Genomic DNA, 18,333 nt, shown 5'->3' with positions numbered 1-18,333 from the left:
TAGCGGTATTCAACAGATATTCCTTATCTTTGCAGTCAAAACTTTACTATAAATGTCAAACAGAAAGATGATTACGGCAGCTTTGCCTTATGCAAACGGGCCGGTTCATATAGGACATTTGGCAGGTGTTTATATTCCTGCGGATGTTTACGCAAGATTTCAGAGAAGATTAGGAAAAGATGTAGCGTTTATCTGTGGTTCAGATGAGCACGGGATTCCTATTACCATAAGAGCCAAAAAAGAAGGAGTAACCCCTCAGGATATCGTTGACAAATATCACGGGATTATTAAAAAATCTTTTTCTGACCTGGGAATTTCATTTGATGAATATTCAAGAACAACGTCTAAAAAGCATTATGAAACCAGTCAGGATTTCTTCAAGGTTTTATATGAAAAAGGAAAATTCACTGAAGAAGTTTCTGAACAGTATTTTGATGAGCAGGCAGGAGAATTCCTTGCTGACCGTTATATTGTAGGAACTTGTCCTAATTGCGGTAATGAAAACGCTTACGGAGACCAGTGTGAGAAATGCGGTACTACCCTTTCTCCTTCTGAGCTGATCAATCCGAAATCAATGCTTAGCGGAAATGTTCCTATCCTTAAAGAAACGAAAAACTGGTATCTGCCATTAAATGAATATGAAGATTTCTTAAACCAATGGATCATTGAAGGCCATAAAGATGACTGGAAACCTAACGTATACGGACAGGTTAAATCATGGCTGAATGACGGTCTTAAGCCTCGTGCCATGACCAGAGACCTGAACTGGGGTGTTCCGGTTCCTCTTCCGAATGCTGAAGGAAAAGTATTATATGTATGGTTTGATGCTCCTATCGGGTATATTTCTTTCACCAAAGAATGGGCAGAGAAAAACGGAAAAGACTGGAAAGATTACTGGCAGAGTGAAGACAGCGATCTGGTACACTTTATCGGAAAGGATAATATTGTATTCCACTGTATTATTTTCCCTTCGATGATGAAAGCGCACGGTGATTACATCATGCCAGCTAATGTTCCTGCTTTTGAATTCCTGAACCTTGAGAACGATAAGATTTCAACGTCAAGAAACTGGGCAGTATGGGCTCATGAATATGTGGAAGATTTTCCTGGGCAACAGGATGTTTTAAGATATGTACTTCTTTCATCTGCTCCGGAAACAAAGGATAATAACTTTACATGGAAAGATTTCCAGACTAAGAATAATTCTGAATTAGCTAATATTTTTGGTAACTTCATCAATCGTGTTGCTGTATTAATTAATAAAAACTTTGAAGGAAAAGTTCCTAAAGGAGATGTTAATGCTCCTGAATTAGAAGAAATCGGCAAAAGAGCTGTTGAAATTAGAAACTTCCTTGAAAATTATGAATTCAGAAATGCTTTAACAGCATTCATGAATCTTGCAAGATTTGGAAACCAATATTTGCAGAATGAAGAACCTTGGAAAACTGTTAAAAATGATCTTGAGAAAACCAAGAATACATTATTTATTGGAGCTCAGATTTCAGTTGCTCTAGCAAATTTAGCTGAACCATTCTTGCCTTTCACAGCTCAAAAGCTATATGAAATTTTTAATGTTGAGCAAAAAGGATGGACTGAAATTGAAAGCTCAAAAGTATTAATTGAAGCAGGTCATCCAATAATGGCTAATGCTCCAATTTTATTCTCTCAGATTTCAGACGACGTAATCGAAGCTCAGATCCAAAAGCTGGAAGACACCAAACAAAACAATAAAAAAACAAACCCTAACGCAAACCCAATGAAAGAGGAGATCACGTTTGATGACTTTACTAAAATAGATCTTAGAACAGCAACCATTATTGAAGCTGAAAAAGTAGAAAAAGCAGATAAATTACTAAAACTTACTGTAGATACAGGAGTAGATGTAAGAACTGTTGTTTCCGGGATTGCAGAAAGTTTCACGCCTGAAGAGGTGATCGGAAAGCAGGTAATGATTCTTCTGAACCTTGCCCCAAGAAAAATCAGAGGAATTGAGTCTCAGGGAATGTTATTATTAACAACAAAACCAGACGGAAAATTATCTTTCGTAACACCGGATGACAGCAATGTTGAAAATGGTATTGAGATCGGATAATTAAAATCCTTATAAAGATAACAGGCTGTTTCACTAGAAGCAGCCTTTCTTTTAAATAATACTTATGGTCAATAAAAGTGTTTTAAGAAAGCTTTCCAACCAGGAATTGGAGGGATATCTAAAAGAAGGCAATCGCTTTGTTCCGGAAGCTGTTCAGACCGCTTTTGAAATTATGGAAGAAAGAGGCCGTGTTTTCAGCGAGATGGAAAAAACAGCCGTTCAGCAATTGATTCAGCATAAAAAAGAAGAAGAGGAAGCAAAACGTTCAGAAGAGGTAGAAACCTGGAAAGATCATATTACAGAAGATCCGGATGCTATCAGGCTTTATGCACGAATGACTATTTTTGTCAGCAGTGTTCTCTTCAGTACGATTCCCGGAGCTATTCTGCTCGCACTTAATTTAATCAGACTCAAAAATACTTTCCTGCGTTTCTTACGGTGGTATTTGGCTTCCTTTTTTTTATATTTCAGAAGTACGTTCTGGTTTCTCATTTTAATTTTGGTACCACTTCCAGATACAGTCCCGAAATTGGGGTCATAGCAGCAGGAGCTTTGAGCTTACTTATCATCAGTGTTTTAGCAACTCCGAAAAAGCTTCCTTACCGCGCAGAATCTTATATTTTCCCTGTGATTTTATGTGCCGGAACTGCTGTTCTGATCTATTTTTATTTTCAGGAGTGGTTTTCATTTTATCCGCTGGCAAGGGTTATCAATATATTCAGACAATAATAAGGAGCTGATTCCCGCTATCCACTTTTACTCCTCGCCCCTGGCAAAGAGCCAACTGCATGCTGTGGGGTAACCGTTTCTATCGGGGCTGGAAATAGTACAAAAAAAAGTCATTCCGGTGTACAGAATGACCATTTATAAATTCATGAGATTGCTTCGCTTTCAGCTCGCAATGACTTGTTGTCGTAATTATTTCTTGGTGAGCTTTGCCAGGTAGGAATCTTCATCCTTCAAAACTCTTTCTATTTTAAAACCATTATTTGTGGCAGCGTTCTTCAAAGTATTAAAGTCAAGATACAGCCAGGTAATCGGTTCTTCAGATTCTCCTTTATAATGCACCACATAATCCAGTTCTCCATAATATCCGCCTGCAGGAATGTATACTCCACCATCCTTATCACGATCGAACATATAAAGAATATCTGTACTGTCGATCAGGATCTGTCCTTTATCATTCAATAAGGTATGCAGCTTCTGAAAATAGGTATCAATTTTTGCCAGGCTTTCAAAAACTCCGGTACCGTTCATCAGCAATAAGATCGTATCAAATGTTTCACCGGAAAAATCAAGCATATTTTCACAAACCGCTTTTTTAATTCCCCTCAACTTACAAACCTCAACAGATTTGGGTGAAATATCCAATGCAGTCACATCAAGATTTTTTTCATTCTGAAGGTATAACGAATGAGAACCAGCCCCTGCACCAATATCCAGAACCTTTCCTTCGGATAACTGCAGTGCTTTCTGCTCTATATCATTCATGTCTTCAAAATCTCTGAATAAGTAATCCACCGGAAGCTCATCCAGCTCGGAAATTGACGTTTCAGTCTGCAGATCTTCAGGATTTTCATTATGATAATAATCCCAGATCGCTCTGCCCATTAAATCTTTCATACGTGCAAAGATAGGTCTTCGGGATGCAAAGTTCAAAGTTTGTGATTCAGGTTTTTGAGTTACAAGCTCTTATTGTTTTTCATTAAAGCGGTTAGTTCCATTATTATAACGCAATAGATCGCAATTTCTTTTGAGACCGCGTACTCTTTAAGTTCGCGAAGGCGTTTCACTCAGCAATGAAACAATAATATCTTAGCTAAATGAAATGCCTTCGCGAACAAAATTACTTTCAGGTCGGATTAAAAAACTTTGCGGTCCCAGCGTTAAAAGAATTTTCATGATAGCATTTGGGCACATTATTATAACACAATAGATCACAATTTCTTTTGAGACCGCGCACTCTTTAAGTTCGCTAAGGCGTTTCACTCAGCAATGAAACAATAATATCTTAGCTAAATGAAATACCTTCGCGAACAAAATTACTTTCAGGTCGGATTAAAAAACTTTGCGGTCCCAGCGTTAAAAGAATTTTCATGATAGCATTTGGGCACATTATTATAACGCAATAGATCGCAATTTTTTTTGAGACTGCGTACTCTTTAAGTTCGCTAAGGCGTTTCACTCAGCAATCAAACAATAATATCTTAGCTAAATGAAATGCCTTCGCGAACGAAATTACTTTTAAGTCGGATTAAAAAACTTTGCGGTCCCAGCGTTAAAAGAATTTTCATGATAGCATTTGGGCACATTATTATAACGCAATAGATCGCAATTTCTTTTGAGACCGCGCACTCTTTAAGTTCGCTAAGGCGTTTCACTCAGCAATGAAACAGTAAATATCTTAGCTAAATGAAATGCCTTTGCGAACGAAATTATTTTCAGGCCGGATTAAAAGTTTGCGTTCTCAGCGTTAAAAGAAACTTACGTTATATTATTGATTACTAACTAGTTGAAATTTATCCATAACTGATTTTTAATTCAAATCCGGTTTCCGATCAAGCCCAGAAACCGGATTTGAAATATAATATGTTTTCAGATCAGGGTATTTTAAATCCTGATCATTTCTTAAAACTCAAAAGTATAAGACAGGTTGAATGTTCTTCCTCTTCCCTTATAATTAAACAGTTCCGGAAGTCCGTAAGTGGCATATAAAACCTGGGAACGCTTGCTCCAGATCGTCTGATAATCGGTATTAAACAGGTTCTGAATTCCTAAGTTGAATTTTCCCCAGTTGAAACGGTATCCCATCATCAGATCTGAAGTATTATAGCCTTCCACCACATTATTAAGCTCGTCTTTCTGCTTGAAATTCTGTAACGACTGGAATCTGAATGACCAGTTTTGAATTTTATACCCGATATAGGTTACCAGTTTGGAAGGAGAAGCATTATAAATCTCCTGCTTCTGCCATTCTCCTTTGTTGTCTACTTCAGATTTGATCAAAAGTCCGCTGGCCCCGAAATAAACACCATTGCTTAAAGAATAAGAAACCTCAGCTTCAATTCCTATATTCCTTAATTTCAGATCATTCACAAGAATCTGGAACGTCTTTTTATCTACAGCAACAGTTTTATCAGAATTGCTCAGGAAACCGGCAATTTGAGCTCTTAGACCGCCTCTGTTGACACGATATCCTACCTCAAACTGATTGGTTTTGATTGCCTGTAAAGGTTGTTCTTTCACATTGATACTGGATACGACATCCCAGTTTGTTCCTACAAGCTTATACTGACCGATTCCGTAAAACTTGGCGGGATCTGCTAAACTTGCTCCCTGGGAAAAGGTTCCCCAAACCTGATGCTGCTCATTAAATTTGTATAACAATCCGGCATTGGCCAATGTTACATTATAAGAACTTTCACCACCAGGAATTACAGATGCTGAACTTCCATAGCCCATGGCAACCTGTGTTTGCTGTTCTGAACCAACAAAATCGTCCATTTTTACGTTGATATGCTGATAACGGATTCCTGCATTCAACTGCAGTTTTGGAAGAATGTTATATTTTGCCTGAACATATCCTGCGTAACTTTGTGAATGGTTGGTTGGGTATCTGCCAAGGCTGTATTTTGTTTCATTGATTAAACCTCCGCTGGACATTGTCTTTGCAATGTCATAAACAGATTGAGTTCCTTCAAATTTTTCAAAATCAAAATCTGCTCCATACGTAACGTTCAGTCCGCGCCATGATTTTGATAATAAAGCTTTAATCCCGGAATAATAAGTATCCTGCTGGGATGAGGACATGTATGGTATTTTCCCTGTCTGTAAGGTAACATTTCCCGGGAATGGATAAAATCCTAATTTTTCGCCGCGGGTTGCCAGCTGTACATATAGGTCCTGTCCGCCTAAAATTCCGTTTCCGTTATATGCTACGGTTGCCATATAACGTTCTGTTCCTACATTTTTATCGGATGAGAAGCCATCTCTCATTTCCAGTAAAGAAGGATTTTTTGTAGTGAAAGCACTTAAGTTTTCACCTAAATATAAACTTCTGTCTCCATTAAATTTAGAATTGTAATACTGAACAGAGGCTGTTATTTTATGCTTATTGTTAAACTGATAACCGCCTGTTGCCAGGATATCAACCGACTGGTTATACTGAAGGTCTGTCTGGGTAATATCGGTAAAAAGCTGTTTCTGATCTGCACCATATACCCCTCCATTCTGCTGATAAGCTATTCCCAGTCTTCCGAAGAACTTATCTCCTTTTGCAGCAATAGACTGAGCGGCACGGAAATCGTGGTCATCTTTCCCCATAAATCCTGTACGCACTCCCAGTTCTGTCTCTCCGCTGATCCCTTTTTTGGAAGGTGTCTTTGTGATAATATTGATGATTCCGCCGGTAGCATTACCTCCATAGATTGAACTTGCCCCTGAAAGCACTTCAATTCTTTCAATATTAAAAGGATCAATCGCGTCCAGCTGACGGCTTATGGCACGGATACTGTTCAGAGAAACTCCGTCGATCATTACCAGTGCAGAGCGCCCTCTCATATTCTGTCCGTAGTTGGTTCTTCCTTGTGGACCGATATCCATAGAAGGAATCAGGATTGACAACATTTCTTTGATAGGAACTCCACTTTTCGCCTGCTCCCGGATCTTTTCTTTCTGTACTACCCAAACCGTTCCCGGAACTTCAGAGATTTTTGTAGGTTTTCTGGAGGCTACGATCACCACATCTTCAATATCTTTAGAGGCAATAGAATCTTTAACGGTCTGGGAAAACATCACTCCCGAAACTAAAAGACCTATGAACGCGTACTGCTTTTTCATTCTTTCTATTCAACGTTTTATAATGCCGCAAATATAATTCTTATTTAGAAAGAATAAAAATAACCAAACATGAAATTTTTTACCTTTTTGGTAAAAAAATGGAAGCTGGAAGAAGGGATCTGGAAGTTATTGATGCGCTGTAATCCATAAAAGTTACACTAACTTCTTTTGAGATAATGATTTTAAACCCAACAAAAGCTATAAACCGTCTTTTATCGCTTCCCTCTTCCAGCCTCCAGCTTCCCTACTAAAATTGTAAAATCCCAGCCCAACGAAGGACCAGGATTTTACTGTGAAAAACAAGGTTATCTTTTATACTGCAGGGCCAGCTGCATCTTTTATTTCTTCCAATAATTTTTTTCTTTCACGAAGTCTCCTTCTTGCGATAACAGACTTACCGCCAAGTACTCTCACAAATCTGAAATACTGGAAACGTTTTGCGCCAAAATGATGGGTAGCAACATAAATCAAGACTCCAAATCCTACCAAAATAATATAACCGAATATCTTTTTGGTAGCTATGATAATAGCATTAAGCTGAATGGCTTTCATATTGGCGGCTACATTCTGAGGAGTAAACGTCATTCCGTCCATATAAACAGCAAGATCTCCAATTGCGGTTACCTGAAAACGGTACTGAAACCAAGAGTACAGGGTTGAGAAGATTCCTACAGCAAGGAAAGTTCTCCAAACCAATACAAGCCCGATAGCTGCCAGCATTTCGTCCATTTCAAGCTTATCCAGCGTATAAAACCATACGGAAATAAACAGTGAACACATTCCGTAGCCTTTTAAGAACATCGGCAGGTACCAGTTGTCATAACTAAACTCCAGCACCATAGAAAAATACATGATAATAGCATATCCAACCATAGCTGCGAAACCGGAAAAAATATACATTTTCAATGGTTTTTCTTTTTTGAACCAGAAAATTGCCAGAACTCCGGCGAGGATAATTCCGGGAATCATCAATAAACTCAACCTGGTATTGGTTAATTGATCATACCCCAATACGCCCACCGCAAAAGTATTCTGAATAGAAGCAGTTCCTAAAAACATTCCCAGCCAAAAAAGCATAAATAATCCGTGCTGCACATTATTCTTTGTAAAAATTTTGAATGAGAGATATGGCCGTTTTAAGGTTAGCTGACGGATGGAAAGAAGTGCAAAACTTACAAAAGCAGCTATACTTGCATTGATAATATTCTTCGAATTGAACCAATCCTGCTGTCTTCCAAATGAATAAACATAAGCCGAAAACATAAAAGTTGAAATGAAAAGCAAAATACTTAACCAATCGATATAATGAAGGGGAACTTTTAACGCAAAATATTTGTTATGCATAAAAATCCAGTGTATCAAAGCTAAAATAAAACATAAAACTGCCGTGAACAGGTAAAACTGCTGCCAGTTATAAAGAAGAGCGAACTCTGCAGCATAGTACGTAGCCACTTGATTCATGACAAGTACAAATGTATAGAAAGCGCCATAAAATACACCACGGTTCCCAATCATCACCATTAATGGAAGAAACAGCTCTATGGTGACCATCATCTTCATAAAGCCTATCATTAAAGAAGTAAATATGAAGATCATAGGTTGTAAGGTAGTCCCGTTCACATAACTGAGCAGTCCTAAAAGCACCAGAAGCAAAACCATCTTGTCTCTTACTTTGAATCTCATTTTGATTCTGAGAACAACAGGCATACAGGCCCCATCCCGATGGTTGTAGCGTAGTTTGCCCACATAAAATATTCTGTCATGGCACCGGTACCGCTTACCAGAGAACTGATATTCCCGGTATATACTCCACCAATAGGCATTACCACGGCAAGCAGTAATACAATCAGCAGAAGCTGTACGGGTTTCGGCACCCAGTCACTATATAATCCTTTGTTGTACATGATGAATTTAGAAGTTAGAGGTTAGAAACTAGAAGTTAGTGGCTGAAAGTTTTCAGCTTAGTTTCTGTATTTCCAATCTTTTAATCTTTCAATGATTAAATCTTTTAATTACTGACCGATATTCACATTCATATTCATTCCGGCGCTCAGTTTATCCAGATCTTCTTTTTTATTGGAAGCTGTAAACTCTATTCTTACAGGTATTCTCTGCTGTACTTTAATAAAGTTTCCGGTAGAATTATCTGTAGGCACACTTGAATATCGTGACCCGGTAGCAGCAGAAACAGCTGTTACTACGCCTTCGAATTTTTTTCCGCCTAAAGCATCTGCTGTCATGGAAATTTTCTCACCGATTCTGATATTCGGCATCTGGCTTTCCAGGAAGTTGGCTGTTACCCATTTCTGACCATTCAGAACGATTGTTGCCACCTGTTGCCCAGGCTGGATTAATTGTCCTTCAGAAATCGTTCTCCTTCCCATTACTCCATCATAAGGTGCGGTAATCACAGTATATGAAAGATTAATTTTCGCCATATCCAGAGCTGATTTCGTTCTTTTAATCTCCGCATCATTAATTCCAAGCCTGCTTTTCACTTCAGTAGTAGAGAGATTGGCAGATTGTTTTTGATTGACTAAAGTCTCATAAGCAGCTTTTTGTGCATCATACTCTGTTTTTACCTGATCATACTGCTGTCTGGTAACAGCTTCAGCAGCAAGAAGATTTTTATATCGGTTTAAATTCTGTTCTGCATTCCATAATCTTGCTTTTGCCCCTGCAATATTAGACTGCATGACGTTGATATTGTTGGAAACCGTATTGACAGAAGAACTTGTTGCTGTTTTTTGTGCCATCGCATTCTGATAAGCTGCTTCTGCCTGCCCCAATTGAGTAAGGATTTCACGGTCATCCAGTATCACCAGTGTATCTCCTTTTTTTACATGCTGATGTTCAATGAACTTAATTTCTTTGATGTAGGCCGAAACCCTTGTATTGATAGGATTAATAAATTCCTCTACCTGCGCCGCTTCCGTATAAGTTTTGTTTCCGATATGGAAATATTCACGAATTAACCAGAATAGTCCGAAACCGATCACCAGAAAAACGATGATATTGGAAATGATGGCTCTGATTTTATTGGTTTTATTTTTCTTTTTTTTATTCTCCGCAGGAGTTGGTGTAGTATTTTGAGTAGTTTGTTCCTTGTTTTCCATTGTGTTGATTTTCAGTTTTAAATTAAAGAGTTCCTGTAGATTTCAAAAGATTGTAATACTGATACAGAACATTGATTTCTGCATTGGCATAATCAAGCTCTGACTGCAGTTTCTGGTTCTGGGCATCAATCATTTCTGCCTGTACAGCCAGCTGATTCAGATATTTGGCTTCTGTAATCTTGTAGTTTTCTTCCGCCAGGCTTTTAGCATCATTCAGGATATCGGCCTGTTGTATCGCTTCCTGATATTTGGTATAAGCTGCATTCACTCCCATATCCACATTCTGCTGTACCAGAGTCATTGCATCATTCGCCTGGTTCTTTTGCAGCTCACCTAATTTTACTTTTTCTTTCGTTTTATACAGTGCATCTATATTATAGCTTAAAGAAACTCCTGTCTGCCAGCCTCCCGAATACATATCCAGAACAGGATTTCTAGTTGTGATCGGTCTTTGCAGTGTATATCCTCCAAATCCTGCAACGGTAGGAGCATTATCCGTTTTTATAATCTCGATATTCTTATCTGCCACCGCAATATTTTTTTGAGCCGATTTCAGCAAAGGGTTACTGTCATGGGCAAGGTTCATATAATAATCCATGCCTATTCCGGATTCTTTGTTCTCTAAGTTTTCTGTGGGAATGATTTCTGTGTCTGAAGGCAGTCCCAAAGCAATATTTAAATTGTAATTAAGAATTTTCTTATTGTTAGAAAGGGTCAGAATCCCCTGATCAAGGTTTTTGATGGCCAGCTCTCCACGGATTACTTCGTTTCTGGTCACCATGCCCTGCTGATAGAATTTCTGGATATTTTTAAGACGCTCCTGAGCCAGTTTTTTATTATTCTGAAACACTTCTTCCTGGTTCTGGATTTTATAGACATCCAGATAATTGGAAATCACCAGAAATTTAACATCCTGTTTGTTTTTTTCCAGATCAAGTTCGGAAAGTTGCTCACGAAGTCCTGCCATTTCAATAGACTTATTCACCAAGCCCCCTTTGAAGATCAGCTGTGTTGCCTGAACTGCATAAGAACTTCCATAATGCGGCATCGGAACGTTTGTAGAATTCGAAAAGTCCTTATCAATGGCTACTGCATCCCCTAAGTAGAACTGACTTGTAGAAGCTGTAATTGAGGGCAGTTTCTGAAGTTTTGCAACATTGGTGTTCTGTTTGGCAATATCAATGTTCTGTGCGGAAACCTTGAGCTGCTGATGATTCTGAACAGCAAGTTCCGCTACCTCACCTGCGGTCATCTGTTTAATCTGTTGTGAAAAAAACAGCGCAGGAAAAGCTGCTATCAAGAGCGATAGTGCTGTTTTTATTTTCTTTGTCATTTTACCTTGTTTTACAGATGCAAAGTTAGGTCAACAACAAAATCAATCAAATGTTTGATTTTTGGAAAAAGATGTTCAAATGTAAGATTTTAATTTTCGAACTGATGTCTGTACTGTGTAGGACTTACTTCCAGATGCTTCTTAAAAAAGTGAGAAAATGAGTATTGATCACTGAATCCAAGGATAGATGAAATCTCCGAAACCGGTTTATTGGAAGAGTTTAAGAGAACTTTAGCCTCATTAATGACAATTAAAGCAATGATCTGACTTGCAGATTTACCTGTAATGGTCTTTACCACAGAAGAAAGATGTCTGGTTGTAATTGACTGCCTTTCGGCATAAAACTCAACGGTTCTTTCTGTAAGATGATGCTCAGCAAGATCGGTAAGAAATACAAATACAATTTCTTCCTGTCTGGACATCTGATTCATAGAACTGTTGTCTTCTTTGGAGATGATTCCTGCCATCTGATAGCAGAAAACAGAGAAAAGATGTTCTACCATCTCTTTCTTATAGAGCATATCGGTATCAGAATCCAGTATATACTTCAGAAAGTTAACACTTTTCCATACTACTTCCATTTCGTCTTCAGGAAAAGGAACTCCTTTATTCATCTGCTGTCTGAAATACCGATAGGTAATCAGGCGGTTAAACTTTAATGATAATGCTGAAATAAATTCTCTTTTATAAGAAACCATCCTTGACTGAAAATCACCCGTCACTCCTACCACTTCATAAATGGTTTGGGGATCGGTTACCATAAACATATTGGCAGAAACTTCCAGATCACTGAAATGCTGACGGAGTTTTATGGTTCCGGATTTAATAAAGATAAAAGCAGGATTATCAGGACGAAAAGGCTTACCAACGGCTATTCGCTCGAAAATATTACGTTCCGTAAAAATATCAACTCCGAACTTTTCTAAGGCAGACATAGGACAAATGTAAGCAATCTTACCAGTGATTACAAAATTTTATTATTTTAGCATCAATCCAATTTTCTGTCAGTATGAGAAAGGTTGATCTATTATTTGCCGAATACAGTAAAAGCCATAGAAACCCTACAAACAAGTTCATTCACTGGATTTGTGTACCTCTGATTTTCTGGACGATTCTGGGATTTACCTCCTTGATTCCCGCACCCCATTTCTGTGCTCCTTATTTCGGATGTATCAGCATTGTAAGCCTTATCGTGATTCTTCTGATCACTTTATTTTATATCAGGCTTTCTTTTAAGATCACGGTAGTAATGCTTGCTGTAATGCTTTTTATGGAGCATTTCATTTATCTTACCAACATAAGTTTTGAAAAGCAATCCTGGATAGTTTATCTGTCCGTATTCATCATTACCTGGATTTTCCAATGGATAGGTCACAAAATTGAAGGGCAAAAACCTTCTTTTCTCAAAGACCTTCAGTTTTTGCTGATAGGACCGATCTGGCTTTTAGGATTTATTTTCAAAAAAACAGGAATCAGATATTAATCTTCCAAAGCATAAACCGCAAAACTGGCCAGCCAATGGTCTCCCCCGTAATTTCCCTGGAAAAGCAGCGGCAAACCGTTAGCCAGAAATACATCGGCCTTCTCCCTGAAACTTTTTTTCAGCGGATGACTGGCAGGAAGGGCATTTGAAACTCCTTTCATACACCATGCTTTGGAAAAGGACAATCCCACCAGGTGAACCGTTTGGTAATCACTCAGGTCACTTACAACAGGAATTTTTTCAATATTCTCCAGACTTCTTTTTTCGTAGAAAGCATTCAGCCACTGTACAAATTCTTTTTGAGGAAGCACTCTCCGCATCAGGTCTGCAATCTCAAGGCTTGGAGAAAAGAAATCTGAGCCGTCCGGCTCGAGATAAGCGGGTGTTTTCTGATCTTTTAAGAAAAAGTATTTCGCTTTTTCCATCAGCTGATTTTCGAATTCTTTATCTTTATTGGCTCTTGCCCAATCTATAGCAAAAGCCATAGCAAATGCAGTATTCGGATGCACTCCGGTTCTGTTGGGATAGGTTTGTTTTGGAAGATACGTTTTCCAGGATTTAAGGATCTGATCTGTTAATGGTTTCAGATTCTGATGCCATATTTTAGCTTTCGGATGATCCCAGTTGGTGAGTTCTTCATCCAGTTTTAATATCCATGCCCAGCCGTAAGTTCTCTCAAAAGTCCCTGTCAGCTGATATTTTGTAAAATAGTCCGCCTCTATCTGTAGTTTATCTTTCTGAAATGATTCATTCAGAATTTTTTCAATCTCCTGAGCATTGGAAAGATTGGGTTTTGTTTTCAAAAGTCTTGTCAGCATCCAATGTCCGTGAACGGAGCTATGCCAGTCGAAACATCCATAAAAGCTGGGATGGAGATCTTTAGGTGTCAAAGGAACTTCACCTGCATTATTGATAATATGTGCCGTTTTATTAGGATATTCCTGATTGATGCAGTGAAGAGGTTTATCGGAAAGCTTCATTGCCATTTCGTCTGTGAGTTTCGGAGCCTCCTGGGCATACATCAGAAATGGAGAAAACACAAATGCTAAAAGACTTTTTTTCATGAATTAAAAATAGAAATAATTTACAGTTTCAGCAATTTTTCCAATCGGTTTTGAAAGCTTTTATTCTGAATTCCGACCAATATGCAATATGAAACAATTTTTAAGCACAATTTTTGATGATATCATCAGAAACTAAGTCTATGAAAAACATTATTCTTCTTTTATCCGGCATTCTGCTTATCAACTGCAGTAAATCCGGCAATGATAAATATGAAGCGAAAGCTGATTTGATGGAAGTTGTCTCTGAAGAGAAAATTACAGCATTATCTTCTCCGGCTCCTGTTATTTCTGAGAAAACGGTATCCGATAAAAATGAATCCGGCACAGAAAGCTATACCCACAAGAAAACCGATACTATTTCCAAAAAAATCATCAAAAACGGAGATATGAAGATTCAGGTGGGTGATATTAAAAAAGCGCAAAATCAGGTCAATGAAATCATCAGGAAAAATAATGCCTATATCCAGAAAGAAGAATTCCATAATACGGATATGGATGATAATCTTACGCTGACTATCCGTGTACCTCATAAAAATTTTGATGCCCTTATCAATTCATTTTCAGATGGCGTTGGATCTGTTTTGTCTAAAAATGTTTCATCTGATGATGTGACCGAGGAATATACCGATGTAGCCATAAAGCTGGCCAACAAAAAGATATATCTTGAAAAATATCGGGATATGCTTAAAAAGGCTTCCACAACAAAAGATATGCTGGAAATACAGGAAAAAATCCGGGAACTGGAAGATGAAATTGACATCGCTGAAGGCAGGCTTCGTTTTATTGATGACAGGGTGAATTACAGTACCCTGAATTTAAACCTGTATAAAGAAAAAGTGAGAAGTTCAGCCACCTCTAAAATTGGCTTTGGAAGCCGGTTTATTGATTCACTGACCGAAGGCTGGAACAGTTTTGTAAGCTTCCTGCTGGGAATGGTTTCACTATGGCCTTTCTTTCTGACCATTCCTATTGTAGTTTTCTTTTGGAGAAAATGGAAGTCAAAGAAAAAGAGTCAAAATTAATTTATTAAAAATCCGGGCATCTAAGATGCCCGGATTTTTACTGCATTGTCAATAATTTATTCTGTTTTCAGTGTTTGATTAAAAATCAAGAATAATGCAATAAACAGGTTAAGAATTGTTAAATCTTTTTGAGCAAAAAGGGTAAGAAATAATTGCTATTTTACCTTAAATATTATTTCCCCAGCACAAATACTGCAGGGATTTTATGAAGTTCCGGCTTTTGCTTCTGCCAGTCTTTTATTGATTTTGTTTTAATGAATTCATGTTCCGGATCATTAATATTGGCAGCAATGCACAGTTTTGTATTCGGTGACAAAAATTTACACAAATCTTCAAAGAGCTGATTGTTACGGTAAGGCGTTTCCATGAAAATCTGTGAGTATCCTGTTTTCTGGACAAGATTTTCCAGATGCAGGATCTGTTTCTTTTTCTCTCCTTTATCAATAGGAAGATAGCCATGGAAAGTGAACTCCTGCCCGTTGAATCCACTGGAAATCAGCGCCAGAATAATAGATGACGGCCCCGAAACAGGAATCACCCTGATATTTTTCTCATGACACCATTTAACGATCAGATTTCCGGGATCAGCAATACAAGGTAAGCCGGCTTCTGATAACAATCCGAAGTCCTGCCCTTTCAGCATCAGCTCCTGAGCTTCTTTAATATCTACATTCTCTGTGTATTTATCTAACAGAAATAACTTCAGATCGGCCTGCTTTTTTTCGGGAGCAAAAAATTTAACAACCTTTCTCGCTGTTTTTTCATTTTCCACGAAGAAATAATCCGTTTGCATGATATAATCCTTCAAAACAGGTGAAAAGTGGTTGATAGAAGTATTTTCTGATAAGTAAGCAGGAAGTAAGAAAAGCATTGTATTATTTTTTAGTTCTTTCGTTTAATGAGGGTTGTGGGAAATATTTTGTAAGATCCATGGAGAATGTAACAGAGGTAATTTTCCAAGCTCCATTGATTTTCATCAGTGTCCAGATCTCTTTTCCCCAGTTTTCCATTTTACCGTCGTACCAGAAGCTGTAATCAAAATTGGCAGAGGCAATTGACCCATCTTCTATGATCTTAATATTGTCGAATTTTTCTTCAGATTTATCATCTTTAAAGCTTTTGATAAAAGCTTTATAATCATCGGCAAAGTAGTAAGCCGCCTTAGGATTTTTCTCAAGACGTTTTGCCTGTGTTCTGTCTTTATAAATCCCGGTCCAGAGTACAGGTTCCTGAAACAAAGAAAGATATCTGGCTTCATCACGGGACTTAATGCATCCCATAAAATCGTCCATTACTTTACGGATCTCTGTTTCATCTTTAGTTTGGGCGAAACAGAAATTAAAGCTTACTAAAAGCAGCAGCAATAATTTTTTCATGGCTATTATTTTAGTATTTGGTTTTTAATGGCATCACATCCCTTATCCAGAAGCTGGAAGACATTCTCAAAATCTTTCATATCTCCCCAATACGGATCCGGAACCTCAGCATTTTCATGATCTCCCAATACTTCTAAAAATAACGCTACTTTCTTGCGTTCTTCTTCGTTTTTGGTTTTAGAAACCACGTCCTCGAATACATCAATATCCATGCAGTAGATTTTATCAAATGTTTCAAAATCTCTTCGGGTGATAGGTCTTGATTTCTGTTTTGAGATATCAATATTATGGTTGGCAGCAGTTTTAACGGCTCTTTTATCCGGATGTTCTCCTTCGTGCAATGAAATGGTTCCTGCTGAGTCTACCACAAAGTTGTCCGGTACTTTTGTTTTCATAATTCCTTCTGCCAGCGGACTTCTGCATATATTTCCCAGACAAACCATTAATATTTTCATATGAGTATTTATAAAAAAGACTTTTAACGACAAAACTAAATAAAAAATGAAGAATACAACGATTCTTCATTTTAATTATTTTAAAGCTCAGTGATTATTTACTGTTTGATTCTTTCAGTAAGATCTTTTACGTATTTCTTGATTTCTTTATCAATTTTCGATACGTCTTTGATGGTATCACAAGCATACATTACTGTAGAATGGTCTTTTCCTCCCATTTCTTCACCTATTTTAGTAAAGGTGGAATTGGTGAATTCTTTTGAGAAATACATCGCAAGCTGTCTTGGTAATGCGATCTCTCTTTTTCTTGTTTTTGAAAGCAGCTGCTCTTTTTTAATTCCGAAATAATCACAAACCACTTCCTGGATGTAAGGAATATTGATGACTTTTTTCTGGTTGGCAGCAATTCTGTTAATCGTTTCTTTCAGCAATTCAAGACTAAGGTCTCTCTTATATACTGTAGAGTAAGCGATCACTGAGTTAATTACTCCAATCAGTTCTCTTACATTGGTTTTGGCTTCGGCAGCAAGGAAGTCCAGCATATCTCCCGGAAGAACAATTCCGTCTCTGCTTAGTTTATCTTCAATGATCTGTCTTCTTGTAGAAAGGTCCGGCGATTTGATTTCTGCAGAAAGTCCCCATTTGAAACGGGAAACAATTCTGTCTTGGATATCCATAATGTCTGCAGGCGCCTTATCTGAAGTAAGGATAATCTGTTTTCCGTTCTGATGCAGGTGATCAAAAATATGGAAGAAGCTGTCCTGCGTAGCTGATTTTCCTGATAAGAACTGGATATCATCAATAATCAGTACATCTACCATCTGATAGAAATTCGCAAATTCAGTCTGTTTGTGTGCTTTGGCAGCAGAGATAAATTGCTGGATAAACTTTTCAGATGATAAATAAAGTACAACTTTATCAGGGAACTGATTTTTTACTTCAAGACCAACAGCCTGTCCCAGGTGTGTTTTTCCAACTCCATAACCTCCATATAGGAATAATGGGTTAAATGCTGTTGCTCCAGGTCTTTTTGCAATCGATCTGGCTACAGTTGCTGCAAATTTATTGCTTTCTCCTTCTACATAACTATCGAATGAATAGTCAGGTTTCAGGTTAGAATCTATATTTACTTTTCTTATTCCAGGAACCACAAATGGGTTTACAATATTGGCAGAGAATCCCTGCGGCATTGTTTCCTGTGTTTTCGGAGTAGGAACGCTTTGTCCCTTGATGTTCATGGTAACCGGCTTTTCTTCGCCTTTTGGCCTGTTTTCCATCACAGAATACCATAATTTCACTCCTTTTCCAATATTTTTCTTCAGGGCAGCAGAAAGCAGGGACAGGTAATTATCCTCTATATATTCCTTGTAAAAATCGCTCGGTACGATCAACGTAAGGTTGTTGGCCACCAATGAAAGCGGCTGAACCTTATCGAATAGCATATCGAAAGATTTTTCAAGTTTTTTAAGGTCAGAATTGTCTTCAGCAGCGTTCAGGTTATCGCGCATAAACTGAAGGCATTTCTGCCAAATCATCATTAAATTGTCATCCAT

Annotated in this window: 17 protein-coding genes; 5 read left to right on the top strand and 12 right to left on the bottom strand. The window is 37.9% G+C overall.

Annotated features, from left to right (window positions below):
* Positions 1-52: 52 nt before the first annotated feature.
* The 3 genes from metG to EL165_RS25710 all read left to right on the top strand — a co-directional run bounded on the left by metG (position 53) and on the right by EL165_RS25710 (position 2,821).
* Positions 53-2,092 (top strand): methionine--tRNA ligase, encoded by a 2,040-nt coding sequence (gene metG, locus EL165_RS00075; protein WP_002980446.1) that lies wholly within the window; start codon positions 53-55, stop codon positions 2,090-2,092.
* A gap of 64 nt (positions 2,093-2,156) precedes the next feature.
* Complete coding sequence (locus EL165_RS00070; protein WP_126358556.1) at positions 2,157-2,633, top strand: hypothetical protein; 477 nt, start codon at positions 2,157-2,159, stop codon at positions 2,631-2,633.
* 11 nt (positions 2,634-2,644) lie between these two features.
* Entirely contained in the window at positions 2,645-2,821 is a 177-nt protein-coding gene (locus EL165_RS25710; RefSeq protein ID WP_164720321.1) for a hypothetical protein, read from the top strand.
* A gap of 189 nt (positions 2,822-3,010) precedes the next feature.
* On the opposite strand, the gene EL165_RS00065 is transcribed toward EL165_RS25710, so the two are convergent.
* The 7 genes from EL165_RS00065 to EL165_RS00040 all read right to left on the bottom strand — a co-directional run bounded on the left by EL165_RS00065 (position 3,011) and on the right by EL165_RS00040 (position 12,315).
* The gene (locus EL165_RS00065) at positions 3,011-3,715 is read right to left on the bottom strand and encodes a class I SAM-dependent methyltransferase (RefSeq protein ID WP_002980450.1); all 705 of its coding nucleotides are present in this window, start codon (positions 3,713-3,715) and stop codon (positions 3,011-3,013) included.
* 1,005 nt (positions 3,716-4,720) lie between these two features.
* Positions 4,721-6,931, bottom strand: coding sequence for a TonB-dependent receptor (locus tag EL165_RS00060; RefSeq protein WP_002980452.1), 2,211 nt, complete (start codon positions 6,929-6,931; stop codon positions 4,721-4,723).
* 312 nt (positions 6,932-7,243) lie between these two features.
* On the bottom strand, positions 7,244-8,614 hold the full coding sequence (locus EL165_RS00055) for an MFS transporter (protein WP_232529155.1): 1,371 nt from the start codon (positions 8,612-8,614) through the stop codon (positions 7,244-7,246).
* Entirely contained in the window at positions 8,611-8,835 is a 225-nt protein-coding gene (locus EL165_RS26125; protein WP_232529154.1) for a hypothetical protein, read from the bottom strand. The genes EL165_RS00055 and EL165_RS26125 overlap by 4 nt, the downstream gene beginning before the upstream one ends.
* Positions 8,836-8,943: 108 nt before the next feature.
* Positions 8,944-10,047, bottom strand: a complete 1,104-nt coding sequence (locus tag EL165_RS00050) for an HlyD family secretion protein (protein WP_002980456.1) — start codon at positions 10,045-10,047, stop codon at positions 8,944-8,946.
* Positions 10,048-10,069: 22 nt separating this feature from the next.
* Positions 10,070-11,380, bottom strand: coding sequence for a TolC family protein (locus EL165_RS00045; protein WP_002980458.1), 1,311 nt, complete (start codon positions 11,378-11,380; stop codon positions 10,070-10,072).
* Positions 11,381-11,469: 89 nt separating this feature from the next.
* Positions 11,470-12,315: a helix-turn-helix domain-containing protein gene (locus tag EL165_RS00040; RefSeq protein ID WP_002980460.1), complete on the bottom strand. Its 846-nt coding sequence runs from the start codon at positions 12,313-12,315 to the stop codon at positions 11,470-11,472.
* Positions 12,316-12,389: 74 nt separating this feature from the next.
* On the opposite strand from EL165_RS00040, the gene EL165_RS00035 reads away from it, so the two are divergent.
* On the top strand, positions 12,390-12,863 hold the full coding sequence (locus EL165_RS00035) for an Mpo1 family 2-hydroxy fatty acid dioxygenase (RefSeq protein ID WP_002980462.1): 474 nt from the start codon (positions 12,390-12,392) through the stop codon (positions 12,861-12,863).
* Here EL165_RS00035 and EL165_RS00030 read toward each other — a convergent pair.
* The gene (locus EL165_RS00030) at positions 12,860-13,927 is read right to left on the bottom strand and encodes a DUF2891 domain-containing protein (protein ID WP_002980464.1); all 1,068 of its coding nucleotides are present in this window, start codon (positions 13,925-13,927) and stop codon (positions 12,860-12,862) included. The genes EL165_RS00035 and EL165_RS00030 overlap by 4 nt on opposite strands.
* A gap of 140 nt (positions 13,928-14,067) precedes the next feature.
* Here EL165_RS00030 and EL165_RS00025 point away from each other — a divergent pair, with 140 nt between their 5' ends.
* Positions 14,068-14,949 (top strand): DUF4349 domain-containing protein, encoded by an 882-nt coding sequence (locus EL165_RS00025; RefSeq protein ID WP_126358555.1) that lies wholly within the window; start codon positions 14,068-14,070, stop codon positions 14,947-14,949.
* A 172-nt stretch (positions 14,950-15,121) separates the two neighbouring features.
* On the opposite strand, the gene EL165_RS00020 is transcribed toward EL165_RS00025, so the two are convergent.
* The 4 genes from EL165_RS00020 to dnaA all read right to left on the bottom strand — a co-directional run bounded on the left by EL165_RS00020 (position 15,122) and on the right by dnaA (position 18,333).
* Positions 15,122-15,820, bottom strand: a complete 699-nt coding sequence (locus tag EL165_RS00020; protein ID WP_002980468.1) for an SAM-dependent methyltransferase — start codon at positions 15,818-15,820, stop codon at positions 15,122-15,124.
* 4 nt (positions 15,821-15,824) lie between these two features.
* The gene (locus EL165_RS00015) at positions 15,825-16,325 is read right to left on the bottom strand and encodes a Cif family virulence factor (protein ID WP_002980470.1); all 501 of its coding nucleotides are present in this window, start codon (positions 16,323-16,325) and stop codon (positions 15,825-15,827) included.
* Between the two features lie 5 nt (positions 16,326-16,330).
* The gene (locus EL165_RS00010) at positions 16,331-16,780 is read right to left on the bottom strand and encodes a low molecular weight protein-tyrosine-phosphatase (protein WP_002980472.1); all 450 of its coding nucleotides are present in this window, start codon (positions 16,778-16,780) and stop codon (positions 16,331-16,333) included.
* 98 nt (positions 16,781-16,878) lie between these two features.
* Positions 16,879-18,333, bottom strand: coding sequence for a chromosomal replication initiator protein DnaA (dnaA, locus tag EL165_RS00005; RefSeq protein ID WP_002980474.1), 1,455 nt, complete (start codon positions 18,331-18,333; stop codon positions 16,879-16,881).

This window comes from Chryseobacterium gleum (assembly GCF_900636535.1).
Lineage (GTDB): Bacteria > Bacteroidota > Bacteroidia > Flavobacteriales > Weeksellaceae > Chryseobacterium > Chryseobacterium gleum.
The sequence above is the reverse complement of the archived record's forward strand: the minus strand, read 5'-3'. Positions and strand labels throughout refer to the sequence as shown.

Coding starts and splice junctions, on each gene's coding strand:
- metG (WP_002980446.1), top strand. CDS start 53: ATGTCAAACAGAAAGATGATTACGGCAGCTTTGCCTTATGCAAACGGG.
- EL165_RS00070 (WP_126358556.1), top strand. CDS start 2,157: ATGGTCAATAAAAGTGTTTTAAGAAAGCTTTCCAACCAGGAATTGGAG.
- EL165_RS00065 (WP_002980450.1), bottom strand. CDS start 3,715: ATGAAAGATTTAATGGGCAGAGCGATCTGGGATTATTATCATAATGAA.
- EL165_RS00060 (WP_002980452.1), bottom strand. CDS start 6,931: ATGAAAAAGCAGTACGCGTTCATAGGTCTTTTAGTTTCGGGAGTGATG.
- EL165_RS00055 (WP_232529155.1), bottom strand. CDS start 8,614: ATGAGATTCAAAGTAAGAGACAAGATGGTTTTGCTTCTGGTGCTTTTA.
- EL165_RS26125 (WP_232529154.1), bottom strand. CDS start 8,835: ATGTACAACAAAGGATTATATAGTGACTGGGTGCCGAAACCCGTACAG.
- EL165_RS00050 (WP_002980456.1), bottom strand. CDS start 10,047: ATGGAAAACAAGGAACAAACTACTCAAAATACTACACCAACTCCTGCG.
- EL165_RS00045 (WP_002980458.1), bottom strand. CDS start 11,380: ATGACAAAGAAAATAAAAACAGCACTATCGCTCTTGATAGCAGCTTTT.
- EL165_RS00040 (WP_002980460.1), bottom strand. CDS start 12,315: ATGTCTGCCTTAGAAAAGTTCGGAGTTGATATTTTTACGGAACGTAAT.
- EL165_RS00035 (WP_002980462.1), top strand. CDS start 12,390: ATGAGAAAGGTTGATCTATTATTTGCCGAATACAGTAAAAGCCATAGA.
- EL165_RS00030 (WP_002980464.1), bottom strand. CDS start 13,927: ATGAAAAAAAGTCTTTTAGCATTTGTGTTTTCTCCATTTCTGATGTAT.
- EL165_RS00025 (WP_126358555.1), top strand. CDS start 14,068: ATGAAAAACATTATTCTTCTTTTATCCGGCATTCTGCTTATCAACTGC.
- EL165_RS00020 (WP_002980468.1), bottom strand. CDS start 15,820: ATGCTTTTCTTACTTCCTGCTTACTTATCAGAAAATACTTCTATCAAC.
- EL165_RS00015 (WP_002980470.1), bottom strand. CDS start 16,325: ATGAAAAAATTATTGCTGCTGCTTTTAGTAAGCTTTAATTTCTGTTTC.
- EL165_RS00010 (WP_002980472.1), bottom strand. CDS start 16,780: ATGAAAATATTAATGGTTTGTCTGGGAAATATATGCAGAAGTCCGCTG.
- dnaA (WP_002980474.1), bottom strand. CDS start 18,333: ATGGATGACAATTTAATGATGATTTGGCAGAAATGCCTTCAGTTTATG.